The 10,859-nt window shown below is 58.5% G+C and carries 23 protein-coding genes; all 23 read right to left on the reverse strand.

The features are described 5' to 3' along the window. Positions 1-21 precede the first annotated feature (21 nt). Positions 22-1,395 (reverse strand): preprotein translocase subunit SecY, encoded by a 1,374-nt coding sequence (gene secY, locus MU846_RS12605; protein WP_246953284.1) that lies wholly within the window; start codon positions 1,393-1,395, stop codon positions 22-24. A 13-nt stretch (positions 1,396-1,408) separates the two neighbouring features. Then, complete coding sequence (gene rplO / locus MU846_RS12610) at positions 1,409-1,843, reverse strand: 50S ribosomal protein L15 (RefSeq protein WP_246953285.1); 435 nt, start codon at positions 1,841-1,843, stop codon at positions 1,409-1,411. A 2-nt stretch (positions 1,844-1,845) separates the two neighbouring features. After that, positions 1,846-2,031: a 50S ribosomal protein L30 gene (rpmD, locus tag MU846_RS12615; RefSeq protein WP_246953288.1), complete on the reverse strand. Its 186-nt coding sequence runs from the start codon at positions 2,029-2,031 to the stop codon at positions 1,846-1,848. A 28-nt stretch (positions 2,032-2,059) separates the two neighbouring features. Continuing rightward, complete coding sequence (rpsE, locus tag MU846_RS12620) at positions 2,060-2,557, reverse strand: 30S ribosomal protein S5 (protein WP_246953290.1); 498 nt, start codon at positions 2,555-2,557, stop codon at positions 2,060-2,062. Between the two features lie 11 nt (positions 2,558-2,568). Then, positions 2,569-2,919: a 50S ribosomal protein L18 gene (gene rplR / locus MU846_RS12625; RefSeq protein WP_246953292.1), complete on the reverse strand. Its 351-nt coding sequence runs from the start codon at positions 2,917-2,919 to the stop codon at positions 2,569-2,571. 17 nt (positions 2,920-2,936) lie between these two features. Beyond that, a complete protein-coding gene (rplF, locus tag MU846_RS12630) occupies positions 2,937-3,470 on the reverse strand; it encodes a 50S ribosomal protein L6 (protein WP_246953294.1) in 534 nt (177 codons plus the stop codon). 27 nt (positions 3,471-3,497) lie between these two features. Beyond that, positions 3,498-3,893 (reverse strand): 30S ribosomal protein S8, encoded by a 396-nt coding sequence (rpsH, locus tag MU846_RS12635; protein ID WP_246953296.1) that lies wholly within the window; start codon positions 3,891-3,893, stop codon positions 3,498-3,500. A 38-nt stretch (positions 3,894-3,931) separates the two neighbouring features. Beyond that, positions 3,932-4,237 carry a 30S ribosomal protein S14 gene (gene rpsN / locus MU846_RS12640; protein ID WP_246953298.1) on the reverse strand — a complete coding sequence of 102 codons (306 nt, stop codon included), beginning with the start codon at positions 4,235-4,237 and terminating at the stop codon, positions 3,932-3,934. 11 nt (positions 4,238-4,248) lie between these two features. Continuing rightward, a complete protein-coding gene (gene rplE, locus MU846_RS12645; RefSeq protein WP_246953300.1) occupies positions 4,249-4,788 on the reverse strand; it encodes a 50S ribosomal protein L5 in 540 nt (179 codons plus the stop codon). A 15-nt stretch (positions 4,789-4,803) separates the two neighbouring features. Next, the gene (gene rplX / locus MU846_RS12650; protein ID WP_246953302.1) at positions 4,804-5,118 is read right to left on the reverse strand and encodes a 50S ribosomal protein L24; all 315 of its coding nucleotides are present in this window, start codon (positions 5,116-5,118) and stop codon (positions 4,804-4,806) included. A 15-nt stretch (positions 5,119-5,133) separates the two neighbouring features. After that, on the reverse strand, positions 5,134-5,502 hold the full coding sequence (rplN, locus tag MU846_RS12655; protein ID WP_246953304.1) for a 50S ribosomal protein L14: 369 nt from the start codon (positions 5,500-5,502) through the stop codon (positions 5,134-5,136). Positions 5,503-5,553: 51 nt separating this feature from the next. Then, positions 5,554-5,823 carry a 30S ribosomal protein S17 gene (rpsQ, locus tag MU846_RS12660; RefSeq protein ID WP_246953306.1) on the reverse strand — a complete coding sequence of 90 codons (270 nt, stop codon included), beginning with the start codon at positions 5,821-5,823 and terminating at the stop codon, positions 5,554-5,556. 2 nt (positions 5,824-5,825) lie between these two features. Next, complete coding sequence (gene rpmC, locus MU846_RS12665; RefSeq protein WP_246953308.1) at positions 5,826-6,017, reverse strand: 50S ribosomal protein L29; 192 nt, start codon at positions 6,015-6,017, stop codon at positions 5,826-5,828. Positions 6,018-6,020: 3 nt separating this feature from the next. Then, positions 6,021-6,434: a 50S ribosomal protein L16 gene (gene rplP / locus MU846_RS12670; protein WP_246953310.1), complete on the reverse strand. Its 414-nt coding sequence runs from the start codon at positions 6,432-6,434 to the stop codon at positions 6,021-6,023. 13 nt (positions 6,435-6,447) lie between these two features. Further along, entirely contained in the window at positions 6,448-7,146 is a 699-nt protein-coding gene (gene rpsC, locus MU846_RS12675; protein WP_246953312.1) for a 30S ribosomal protein S3, read from the reverse strand. Between the two features lie 4 nt (positions 7,147-7,150). After that, positions 7,151-7,495, reverse strand: coding sequence for a 50S ribosomal protein L22 (gene rplV, locus MU846_RS12680; protein ID WP_246953314.1), 345 nt, complete (start codon positions 7,493-7,495; stop codon positions 7,151-7,153). A gap of 16 nt (positions 7,496-7,511) precedes the next feature. Next, entirely contained in the window at positions 7,512-7,787 is a 276-nt protein-coding gene (gene rpsS, locus MU846_RS12685; RefSeq protein WP_246953316.1) for a 30S ribosomal protein S19, read from the reverse strand. Between the two features lie 15 nt (positions 7,788-7,802). Beyond that, a complete protein-coding gene (rplB, locus tag MU846_RS12690; RefSeq protein ID WP_246953318.1) occupies positions 7,803-8,630 on the reverse strand; it encodes a 50S ribosomal protein L2 in 828 nt (275 codons plus the stop codon). A gap of 6 nt (positions 8,631-8,636) precedes the next feature. Then, on the reverse strand, positions 8,637-8,939 hold the full coding sequence (gene rplW, locus MU846_RS12695) for a 50S ribosomal protein L23 (protein ID WP_246953320.1): 303 nt from the start codon (positions 8,937-8,939) through the stop codon (positions 8,637-8,639). Next, a complete protein-coding gene (rplD, locus tag MU846_RS12700) occupies positions 8,936-9,538 on the reverse strand; it encodes a 50S ribosomal protein L4 (protein WP_246953322.1) in 603 nt (200 codons plus the stop codon). The genes rplW and rplD overlap by 4 nt, the downstream gene beginning before the upstream one ends. A gap of 15 nt (positions 9,539-9,553) precedes the next feature. After that, on the reverse strand, positions 9,554-10,189 hold the full coding sequence (rplC, locus tag MU846_RS12705) for a 50S ribosomal protein L3 (RefSeq protein ID WP_246953325.1): 636 nt from the start codon (positions 10,187-10,189) through the stop codon (positions 9,554-9,556). Positions 10,190-10,234: 45 nt separating this feature from the next. Next, positions 10,235-10,546, reverse strand: coding sequence for a 30S ribosomal protein S10 (rpsJ, locus tag MU846_RS12710; RefSeq protein WP_008739947.1), 312 nt, complete (start codon positions 10,544-10,546; stop codon positions 10,235-10,237). Positions 10,547-10,751: 205 nt separating this feature from the next. After that, positions 10,752-10,859 (reverse strand): EF-Tu C-terminal domain-related protein (locus MU846_RS14665; RefSeq protein ID WP_306799406.1); only part of this gene is annotated, 108 nt, incomplete at its 5' end.

Below are 10,859 nucleotides of genomic sequence, written 5' to 3' on the forward strand. Positions count from 1 at the left end.
ACTACGCCCGCTACGACTGCCTCAGCGCACCAGGCCGGTGCCGCCATAGCCTTTCAGATTCGCTTTCTTCATCAGCTTTTCGTACTGGGTGGACATCAGCTGGGCATTCACCTGCGCCCAGAAATCCATGACCACAACCACCACGATCAGCAGGGACGTGCCGCCAAGATAGAACGGGACGTTCCAGATACCTTGCAGGAACAGCGGCATCAGGCACACCAGTGTCATGTAGGTTGCACCAACCAGTGTCAGGCGGCCCATGACTGTATCGATGTACCGGGCAGACTGCTCGCCCGGACGAATGCCCGGAATATAGGCACCCGACTTCTTCAGGTTATCCGCCACATCCTTGGGGTTGAACATCAACGCCGCATAGAAGTAGCAGAAGAACACAATGCCTACTGTAAACAGCAGGATATACAGCGGCGAACCCGGCATCAGCGCATCGGTGGTGACACGCATCGCGTTCGCCCACCAGCTGTCACCGCTGCCCGCAAACCATTGGCTGATGGATGCCGGGAACAGCAGGATCGAGCTGGCGAAAATCGCCGGAATAACCCCTGCCATGTTCACTTTCAGCGGCAGATGGCTCTGCTGCGCTGCATACATCCGGCGGCCTTGCTGTCGGCGTGCGTAGTTCACCGTAATCCGACGCTGGCCACGCTCGAAGAACACCACTGCAAAGACTACCGCCACGGCGATCACAAGCACTGCCAGCATGATCAGCAGATTCATCTCGCCCTGGCGCGTTGCCTCGAAGGTCTGCGCCACCGCACCGGGCAGGCCGGCAACAATCCCGGCGAAGATCAGCATCGAGATGCCGTTGCCGATGCCGCGCTCGGTAATCTGCTCGCCCAGCCACATCAGGAACACCGAACCGGTCACCAGCGACGTCACCGCCACAAAGTAGAACGAGAAGATGTCCATGGTGGCGGGGTTCACCGGCACCAGGGTGACATTCTGGCTGTATAGCCCGGCTGCCACACCAAACGACTGGATCAACGCCAGCACGACCGTGAGATATCGGGTGTACTGGGTGATCTTGCGACGGCCCTGCTCGCCCTCCTTGCGCAGCTGCTCAAGGGTCGGGTTTACCGCCGTCAGCAGCTGGATCACGATGGATGCGGTGATATAAGGCATCACACCCAGCGCGAAAATACTCATGCGCTCCAGGGCCCCCCCGGAGAACATGTTGAACATTGCCAATACTGTGTCGCGGTTCTGGTCGAACAGACGCGCCATCGCATCCGGGTTGATCCCCGGTACCGGGATGTGCGCGCCGATCCGAAACACCACCAGCGCCCCCAGCAAAAAGCCGATACGGCGCCACAGGCCGCTCATCGCGGACCCGTCGGGTGTGTTCTGACTCAGTGTCTGTGCACGGTTCTTGGCCATGTAGGACTGCCTTTTATTCCTCGACTTTCCCGCCGGCTTGCTCGATCGCTTCGCGGGCACCACGGGTAACCATAACACCACGTACGGTCAGTGCACGGTTCAGTTCACCGCTCAGTACAATCTTTGCACGCCGCATGTCGCCGCGAATCACGTTGGCTTTCTTCAGCGCGTCCAGATCCACCACATCGCCGTCGATCTTCGCCAGCTCGGCCAGGCGCACTTCACCAGTGCTCATTGCCTTGCGCGACGTGAAACCGAATTTCGGCAGGCGACGCTGCAACGGCATCTGACCGCCTTCGAAACCTGGCTTGACGGTGCCGCCCGAGCGGGACGTCTGACCTTTGTGACCGTGACCACCGGTTTTACCCAGGCCACTGCCGATGCCGCGACCGACGCGCTTGCCGGACGGACGGGCGCCCGCGCCCGGGCTCAGTTCGTTCAGACGCATCGTCATTCTCCTTCCACTCGCACCATGTACGAGACTTTATTGATCATGCCACGCACCGAAGGTGTGTCTTCCACCTCGACGGTGTGGCCGATACGGCGCAGCCCGAGGCCCCGTACGCAGGCCTTGTGCTTTTCCAGCCGGCCAGAGGAGCTCTTCGTCTGGGTTACCTTGATCTTGTTAGCCGCCATCTTTCTGCTTCCGCCTGTTTCGCAAGACTCAGTTCAGGATTTCTTCGAGGCTCTTGCCGCGCTTTGTAGCAATCTGCTCCGCCGACGTCATGGAACGCAGACCTTCGAATGTTGCCTGTACCACGTTTACCGGGTTGGTAGACCCGTAGCACTTGGCCAGTACGTTCTGCACACCGGTCACTTCCAGCACGGCGCGCATGGCACCGCCGGCAATTACGCCCGTACCCTCAGAGGCCGGCTGCATGTACACCTTGGAGGCACCGTGCCGCGCCTTGATCGGGTGCTGAATGGTGGTGCCATCCAGATCCACCTGGATCATGTTACGGCGGGCAGCTTCCAGTGCTTTCTGGATCGCAGCCGGCACTTCACGCGCCTTGCCACGGCCGAAGCCTACTTTGCCCTTGCCATCGCCCACCACGGTCAGCGCGGTAAAAGCAAAGATACGCCCGCCTTTTACTACCTTGGCCACGCGGTTCACCTGAACCAGCTTTTCCTGCAGACCTTCGTTGGGATCAACTTTCGCCATAACCTGTACCCTTAGAATTCAAGCCCGTTTTCACGCGCGGCATCGGCCAGCGCCTTGACCCGGCCATGGAACTTGAAGCCGGAGCGATCAAAGGCAACGCGCTCAACGCCAGCGGCCTTGGCACGCTCGGCAATCAGCTTGCCTACCGCCACGGCGGCTTCTGCATTACTGGTGGCGCTCGCACGCAACTCTTTCTCGACCGTGGATGCGCTGGCCAGCACTTTATCACCTTCTGCCGTCGTCACCTGAGCATAGATGTGACGCGGAGTGCGGTGTACGCAAAGACGAAGCGCGCCCAGTTCACGGATTTTCATCCGGGTACGTTTTGCTCTACGTTGACGTGCTACTTTCTTGTCTGTCATGTCTTCAGTCTCGACGGTTATTTCTTCTTGGCTTCCTTACGGCGCACCTGCTCACCTGCATAGCGAACACCTTTGCCCTTGTAGGGCTCGGGCGGACGATACGCGCGAACGTTGGCGGCCACCTGGCCAATCAACTGCTTGTCGATACCCTTGAGGACAATTTCTGTCTGTGTCGGGGTTTCTGCTGTAACACCTTCCGGCAGCTCGTAAGCAACCGGATGGGAGAAACCGAGCGACAGGTTCAGAACCTTGCCTTGTGCCTGGGCACGATAACCTACGCCGACCAGCTCCAGCTTGCGCTCGAAGCCCGCGGAAACGCCAGTTACGATGTTGTCCAGCAGAGAACGCGTCGTGCCGGACAAGGCCCATGCCTGTTGCGACTCTTCTTGCGGACGTACCGTAAGGACGCCATCTTCAACCGCCACGGTCACCATGTCGTGCAGCACATGTTCAAGCGCGCCTTTGCCGCCCTTGATGGCTACACGCTGGCCGTCGATCTTGACTTCGACGCCCTGCGGCAGTTTGATCGGATTTTTCGCTATTCTTGACATTGCTGCACCTAACCCGTCTATGCCTTATCAGGACACTTCGCAGATCAGCTCGCCGCCAACATTGGCCTTGCGCGCCGCGCGATCGCTCATGAAGCCCTGGTTGGTGGATACGATCATCACACCCAGGCCGCCCTTTACCTTCGGGATATCGCCCGCACCGCGATAGATACGCAGCCCGGGTGTGCTCACCCGCTTGATCTTCTCGATCACCGGCTGGCCTTCATAATATTTCAGCTCAATGGTCAGTACCGGCTTGGCCTGTTCGCCATTCACCGCGTAATCACCAATATAACCTTCGTCTTGCAACACCTTGGCAATGGCCACCTTGGCGGTGGAAGAAGGGATATCCACTTTCGTCTTCTTCGCCATCTGCGCATTGCGAATACGGGTAAACATATCCGCCAGGGTATCTTGCATGCTCATGCTGCTGTCGCTCCGCTACTCATGCCTTTGCAGGCTTCTTACCAGCTGGATTTCACCAGGCCCGGCACATCACCGCGCATGGCCGCTTCCCGCAGTTTGTTCCGACCCAGACCGAACTTACGGTATACGCCGTGCGGACGGCCGGTGATGCGGCACCGGTTACGCTGGCGTGCACGAGCGGAGTCACGAGGCAGCTTCTGCAACTGCACCTGTGCGTCCCACTTGGCTTCCGCTTCAGCGTTGGGGTCGTGAATGATCGTTTTCAGTTCGGCACGCTTGGCAGCATACTTGGCAACCAGTTTGGCGCGCTTCTGCTCCCGGTTGATCATCGAGGTCTTTGCCATGACAGCTCTCCTCAGCCTTTCATCGGGAAGTTGAAGGCGCGCAGCAGTGCGCGAGCCTCATCGTCAGTCTTGGCCGTCGTGGTAATGGTGATATCCAGACCACGCAGCTTGTCGATCTTGTCGTACTCGATCTCCGGGAACACGATCTGCTCGCGCAGCCCCATCGAGTAGTTGCCACGACCGTCAAACGACTTCGGGTTCAGCCCGCGGAAGTCACGCACTCGCGGAATCGCCACGTCGATCAGACGGCCAAGGAACTCGTACATCCGCGCCTGGCGCAGAGTAACCTTGCAACCAATCGGCCAGCCTTCACGGATCTTGAACCCTGCCACGGACTTACGCGCATTGTTCACGATCGGCTTCTGACCGGAGATCGCAGTCATATCGGACAGTGCACCATCCAGTATCTTGCGATCCTGGGCAGCCTCACCCACACCCATGTTCAGGGTGATCTTGGTGATCCGCGGCACCTCCATGACGTTCTTGTAGCCGAACTCCTCGATGAGTTTCGGCACAACCTCTTTTTTGTACAGCTCTTTCAGAGTACTCATGCTTTACCCAACCTGTCAGGCGCCGACTACTTCGCCATTGGACTTGAAGAAACGGACTTTCTTGCCGTCTTCGACCCGGAAGCCCACGCGGTCGGCTTTCTCCGAGGCAGGATTCCAGATCGCCACATTGGAGTGGTGAAGACTGGCTTCCTTCTCGACAATACCGCCCTGAACGCCACGCTGCGGATTCGCTCGCATGTGCTTCTTGACAATATTCACGCCGGCAACCACCAGGCGGCCGTTGGCCAGCACTTTCGTGACTTTGCCACGCTTACCTTTGTCTTTTCCGGCGATTACGATGACTTCGTCATCTCGCTTGATCTTGCGCATTACCTTCACCCGCCTTTACAGAACTTCAGGTGCCAGGGAAATAATCTTCATGAACTGCTCGGTACGCAGCTCCCGGGTCACCGGGCCGAAGATCCGGGTACCGATCGGTGCCTTGTTGGTGTTCAACAGGACCGCGGCATTTTCATCAAAACGTATTACTGAGCCATCCGGGCGACGCACACCTTTACGCGTACGCACCACCACTGCGTTCATCACGTCGCCTTTCTTGACGCGACCACGCGGAATGGCTTCTTTCACAGTGACCTTGATGATGTCACCGATGCCGGCATAGCGGCGATGGGAACCACCCAGCACCTTGATACATTGTACCCGGCGCGCACCGCTGTTATCGGCCACTTCAAGCATGCTTTCGGTCTGAATCATGGCTTTATCTCTCCAACTCCTGCCTCTGCAGGCAGCCTCAGCAACGCCAGGTCAGGCTTGTTGAGCCTGTTCTACAACGCTAACCAGTTTCCAGGTCTTCTTCTTGGAAAACGGCCGGCACTCTTCAATGGTGACCAGATCACCTTCACGGCACTGGTTCTCTTCGTCATGTGCCATCAGCTTGGTGGAACGACGAATGAACTTGCCATACAGCGGGTGCTTCACCTGACGCTCGACCAAAACAGTGATGGTCTTTTCGGCCTTGTTCGAGATCACCTTGCCGGTGGCCGTCCGCTTCGTTTTCTGATTCGCTTCAGCCATGACTATTTACCCTGCTTCTCTCTGAGGATGGTCTTCACGCGCGCGATGTCACGACGGACCGCCCCGATTTCATGCGTTTTCGAAAGCTGGCCGGAGGCCTGCTTCATGCGCTGCTTGAATTGCGTTTCGAACAGGCTCTCAAGATCCTGTTGCAGCGCTTCAACGCTCTTTTCTCTGAGTTCGCTCGCTTTCATGGCTTACATCACCGTTCTGATCACGACGCGGGTGCTGAACGGCAGCTTGGCCGCAGCCAGACGGAACGCTTCACGTGCCACGTCGTCTGCCACACCTTCCATTTCGTACAGCATCTTGCCCGGCTGGATCTGCGCCACCCAGTACTCGACACCACCTTTACCTTTACCCATCCGCACTTCGAGCGGCTTCTTGGTAATCGGCTTGTCCGGGAACACCCGGATCCAGATCTTGCCGCCACGCTTGATGTGACGGGTCATGGCACGGCGGGCTGCCTCGATCTGGCGTGCGGTCAAACGGCCACGGCCGACTGCCTGCAGCCCAATGGTCCCGAAAGAGACCTTGCTGCCCCGTTGTGCCAGGCCGCGGTTACGGCCCTTCATGACTTTGCGGAATTTGGTTCGCTTCGGCTGCAACATCGTTCGCTACCCTTTAGCCACGGCCGCCGCGCTTTCTCGGCGCCTTGGTCTGCTTCTCTTCCTGTGCGGCGGCTTGTTCCATACCACCCAGAATCTCTCCACGGAAGACCCATACCTTGACACCGATGGTGCCGTAGGTGGTTTCTGCACGCACACTCGCATAGTCGATATCCGCACGCAGGGTATGCAGTGGCACTCGGCCTTCACGGTACCATTCGGTACGTGCGATCTCTGCACCGCCCAGGCGGCCCGATACCTGAACCCGGATACCTTCGGCGCCTGCCTTCATGGCATTCTGCACAGCGCGCTTCATGGCCCGGCGGAACATTACCCGGCGCTCAAGCTGCCCGGCGATATTCTCTGCGACCAGACGGGCATCGACGTCGGGCTTGCGCACCTCCTCGATATTGATGTGCACCGGCACACCCATCTTGTCTGCTACTTCACGGCGCAGGCGCTCTACATCTTCACCTTTCTTGCCGATCACGATGCCGGGGCGTGCCGTACTGATGGTGATCCGCACGTTCTCGCTCGGGCGCTCGATCTTGATCCGGCTTACCGATGCATTCTTCAGGCGTTTGTGCAGGTACTCACGCACTTCAAGGTCGGTAACCAGATAGTCGGCGTACTGCTTCGGGTTCGCGTACCAGAGCGAGTTGTGCTCCTTGACGATACCCAGGCGAATGCCGACCGGATGAACTTTCTGACCCATCTGATTACTCCTCGCCTTCCGACACTTTGACGGTGATGTGGCAGGTGCGCTTGGTGATGCGATCAGCACGACCTTTGGCACGTGGCTTGATGCGCTTCAGCGACATCCCTTCGTCCACAAAAATCGTGGACACTTTCAGCTCATCCACATCAGCGCCGTCGTTGTTTTCCGCGTTGGCGATTGCGGACTCCAGCACCTTCTTCACAATTTTGGCGGCTTTCTTCGGGCTGAACGCCAGCACGTTAAGTGCCTTTTCAACCTTCAGACCACGCACCTGGTCTGCTACCAGACGCGCTTTCTGTGCCGAGATTCTTGCCCCGCGCAGGCGGGCTGCAACTTCAGTCGCCATGGTTATTCACCCACCCTTAACGCTTGGACTTCTTGTCCACAATGTGCCCGCGATAGTTGCGGGTCAGGGCGAACTCGCCCAGCTTGTGGCCAACCATATGTTCCGACACCAGCACAGGAACGTGCTGCTTGCCGTTGTGCACCGCGATGGTCAGGCCGACCATCTCGGGAATGATCATGGAGCGGCGCGACCAGGTCTTGATCGGCTTGCGGGAGTTAGCTTCCACCGCTTCCTCCACCTTCTTCAGAAGATGGTGATCCACGAAAGGACCTTTTTTCAGTGAACGTGGCACGGGCTAATCCTCTTCTTACTTCGCACGACGATCGCGAACGATCATCTTGCGGGTACGCTTGTTGGTGCGGGTCTTGTGGCCCTTGGTCGGCACGCCCCACGGAGTAACCGGATGACGACCACCAGAGGTACGACCCTCACCACCACCGTGCGGGTGATCCACCGGGTTCATGGCAACACCACGAACCGTCGGACGCACGCCGCGCCAGCGGGCCGCGCCCGCCTTGCCCAAAGACTTCAGGCTGTGCTCGCTGTTTGACACCTCGCCCAGCGTTGCACGACATTCCGCATGAACCTTGCGCATTTCGCCGGAGCGCAGGCGCAGAGTCACATAGTGGCCATCCTTCGCCAGCACCTGCACCGAGGTGCCCGCCGAACGTGCCAGCTGGCCACCCTTGCCCGGGCGCATCTCCACGTTATGCACCGTGGAACCCAGCGGGATGTTGCGCAGCGGCAATGCGTTGCCGGTCTTGATCGGCGCATCTTGCCCGGAGCGCACCACGTCACCTGCCTTGATACCTTTCGGCGCCAGAATATAACGACGCTCACCATCCAGGTATTTCAGCAATGCAATATGTGCAGAACGGTTCGGATCGTATTCCAGACGCTCAACTTCGGCATTGACGCCGTCCTTGTTGCGACGAAAATCGACCAGACGATACTTCTGCTTGTGACCACCACCCTTGTGACGGGTTGTGATCCGGCCGTTATGGTTCCGGCCTCCATTCTTCGCCTTGCTTTCGGTCAGCGGCCCGTAGGGAGCACCTTTATGCAGCTCTCCACTCACCACCTTGACCACAAAGCGGCGGCCAGGAGAAGTCGGCTTACACTTCACGATCGCCATGATTGATTACCCCTGCTCTGCCGCCAGAAAATCGATGTCCTGGCCTGCCTGCAAAGAGACATAAGCCTTTTTCCAGTCGCTGCGCTTGCCCTGAACCCGGCCAAACACTTTCTGTTTGCCCTTGACGTTCACGGTCTGCACTGACTCGACCTTGACATCAAACAGCTTCTCGACAGCTTTTTTGATCTCAAGCTTGGAAGCATCCCGAGCCACCTTGAAGACGACCTGATTGGCCTTCTCGGCGACAATGCTTGCCTTTTCGGATACGTGCGGTGCCAGCAGCACCTTGAAGATACGCTCCTGGTTCATGCCAGCGCCTCCTCAAGCTTTTTCAGCGCCGGCACAGTCACCAGCACCTTTTCAAAAGCGATCAGGCTGACAGGGTCGATACCAGCGGCATCGCGCACATCAACGTGCGGCAGGTTGCGGGCAGACAAGAACAGGTTCTCGTCCACTTCATCCGCCACAATCAGCACGTTGGCCAGATCCAGCGCCTTCAGTTTTTCCAGCAGCGCCTTGGTTTTCGGTGCCTCGACCTTGAAGTCGTCGACAACCACCAAACGCTCCTGACGGACCAACTCGGAGAAAATGCACTGTAGCGCGCCACGATACATTTTCCGGTTGACCTTTTGCTCGTAATCACGCGGCTTGGCTGCGAATGTCACGCCACCACCACGCCAGATCGGGCTGCGGATGGTGCCCGCACGCGCACGACCAGTACCTTTTTGGCGCCACGGCTTCTTGCCGCCGCCACTTACTTCCGAACGAGTTTTCTGCGCCTTGCTACCCTGGCGGCCGGCAGCCATATAGGCCACAACAACCTGATGCACCAGCGGCTCGTTGAAGTCCTTCCCGAAGGCGACCTCAGACACAGAAACAGTTCCTCCAGAGGCAGTATTGAGATTCATCCTCTATATCCTCTCTCAGGCCTTCGCCTTCACTGCCGGGCGGACGATAACGTCAGCGCCAGCTGCGCCAGGTACCGCGCCTTTGATCAGCAGCAGATTCTTTTCGGCATCCACACGCACCACCTCCAGGTTCTGGACAGTGACACGCTCGGCCCCCATATGACCTGCCATTTTCTTGCCCTTGAACACGCGCCCAGGGCTCTGGTTCTGGCCAGTGGAACCCGGCACACGGTGAGACAAGGAGTTGCCGTGGGTAGCGTCCTGACCGCTGAAGTTCCAGCGCTTGATAGTGCCCTGGAAGCCTTTACCCTTGGAGATACCGGTAACGTCTACGGTCTGACCCGCTTCGAACACGTCAGCAGCAATCTCGCCACCAGCAGCCAGCTCGCCCGGCTCGCCCCGGAACTCCCACACACCACGACCAGCCTCGACACCAGCTTTGGCAAAATGCCCGGCGGCAGGACGGGTTACGCGGGAAGCGCGGCGCTCGCCAGTGGTGACCTGCACCCCCTGGTAGCCATCCGTTTCTTCGGTTCTGATCTGGGTGATCCGGTTCGGGCTCACCTCGATGACGGTTACTGGAATGCTGGCGCCATCCTCGGTGAAGACCCGAGTCATGCCGCACTTCCGACCGACTACACCAATAGCCATTGTCTACCTCTTCACAACCAGCCACGGCCACACCGCGGCGTGCCGTTATCCCAGGCTGATCTGCACGTCCACGCCAGCAGCCAGATCCAGTTTCATCAGCGCATCCACGGTCTTGTCCGTGGGCTCGACGATATCCACCAGGCGCTTGTGGGTACGGATCTCGTATTGATCTCGCGCATCCTTGTTCACATGCGGCGAAACCAACACCGTAAATTTTTCCTTGCGCGTCGGCAGCGGGATAGGCCCCTGAACCTGCGCACCGGTGCGTTTTGCCGTATCGACGATCTCCTGGGCGGACTGATCGATCAGGCGATGATCAAAGGCCTTGAGCCGGATACGGATTCTCTGGTTAGCCATAGCTAACAAACTCCAGACTGTTTCAAACCATACTTCAGATGGCAAAAAACCCGCCCGACCTTCCTCGGAAGGCGGTGGGTAGCAAATCAGTCCCGGGAACGATGCCCCGGTTGGTTCGGCCTCCCCGCCATTTCGGGGCGGAGAGGGCGCGAATCTTACAGAAGAAGCAGGCTCGGGGCAAGCCCCTGACCTGCTTTAATCTGCATCAGGCGAGAATTTTTGCTACCACGCCGGCACCGACAGTACGGCCACCTTCACGAATAGCAAAACGCAGGCCGTCTTCCATGGCGATCGGCGCGATCAGCTTCACGGT

The organism is Alcanivorax quisquiliarum, assembly GCF_023051175.1.
Taxonomy (GTDB): Bacteria; Pseudomonadota; Gammaproteobacteria; order Pseudomonadales; family Alcanivoracaceae; genus Isoalcanivorax; species Isoalcanivorax quisquiliarum.

Bases quoted from the DNA above. Each gene is read 5' to 3' on its own strand.
- secY (WP_246953284.1), bottom strand. From the start codon at position 1,395: ATGGCCAAGAACCGTGCACAGACACTGAGTCAGAACACACCCGACGGG.
- rplO (WP_246953285.1), bottom strand. From the start codon at position 1,843: ATGCGTCTGAACGAACTGAGCCCGGGCGCGGGCGCCCGTCCGTCCGGC.
- rpmD (WP_246953288.1), bottom strand. From the start codon at position 2,031: ATGGCGGCTAACAAGATCAAGGTAACCCAGACGAAGAGCTCCTCTGGC.
- rpsE (WP_246953290.1), bottom strand. From the start codon at position 2,557: ATGGCGAAAGTTGATCCCAACGAAGGTCTGCAGGAAAAGCTGGTTCAG.
- rplR (WP_246953292.1), bottom strand. From the start codon at position 2,919: ATGACAGACAAGAAAGTAGCACGTCAACGTAGAGCAAAACGTACCCGG.
- rplF (WP_246953294.1), bottom strand. From the start codon at position 3,470: ATGTCAAGAATAGCGAAAAATCCGATCAAACTGCCGCAGGGCGTCGAA.
- rpsH (WP_246953296.1), bottom strand. From the start codon at position 3,893: ATGAGCATGCAAGATACCCTGGCGGATATGTTTACCCGTATTCGCAAT.
- rpsN (WP_246953298.1), bottom strand. From the start codon at position 4,237: ATGGCAAAGACCTCGATGATCAACCGGGAGCAGAAGCGCGCCAAACTG.
- rplE (WP_246953300.1), bottom strand. From the start codon at position 4,788: ATGAGTACTCTGAAAGAGCTGTACAAAAAAGAGGTTGTGCCGAAACTC.
- rplX (WP_246953302.1), bottom strand. From the start codon at position 5,118: ATGCGCAAGATCAAGCGAGATGACGAAGTCATCGTAATCGCCGGAAAA.
- rplN (WP_246953304.1), bottom strand. From the start codon at position 5,502: ATGATTCAGACCGAAAGCATGCTTGAAGTGGCCGATAACAGCGGTGCG.
- rpsQ (WP_246953306.1), bottom strand. From the start codon at position 5,823: ATGGCTGAAGCGAATCAGAAAACGAAGCGGACGGCCACCGGCAAGGTG.
- rpmC (WP_246953308.1), bottom strand. From the start codon at position 6,017: ATGAAAGCGAGCGAACTCAGAGAAAAGAGCGTTGAAGCGCTGCAACAG.
- rplP (WP_246953310.1), bottom strand. From the start codon at position 6,434: ATGTTGCAGCCGAAGCGAACCAAATTCCGCAAAGTCATGAAGGGCCGT.
- rpsC (WP_246953312.1), bottom strand. From the start codon at position 7,146: ATGGGTCAGAAAGTTCATCCGGTCGGCATTCGCCTGGGTATCGTCAAG.
- rplV (WP_246953314.1), bottom strand. From the start codon at position 7,495: ATGGCGACTGAAGTTGCAGCCCGCCTGCGCGGGGCAAGAATCTCGGCA.
- rplB (WP_246953318.1), bottom strand. From the start codon at position 8,630: ATGGCGATCGTGAAGTGTAAGCCGACTTCTCCTGGCCGCCGCTTTGTG.
- rplW (WP_246953320.1), bottom strand. From the start codon at position 8,939: ATGAACCAGGAGCGTATCTTCAAGGTGCTGCTGGCACCGCACGTATCC.
- rplD (WP_246953322.1), bottom strand. From the start codon at position 9,538: ATGAATCTCAATACTGCCTCTGGAGGAACTGTTTCTGTGTCTGAGGTC.
- rplC (WP_246953325.1), bottom strand. From the start codon at position 10,189: ATGGCTATTGGTGTAGTCGGTCGGAAGTGCGGCATGACTCGGGTCTTC.
- rpsJ (WP_008739947.1), bottom strand. From the start codon at position 10,546: ATGGCTAACCAGAGAATCCGTATCCGGCTCAAGGCCTTTGATCATCGC.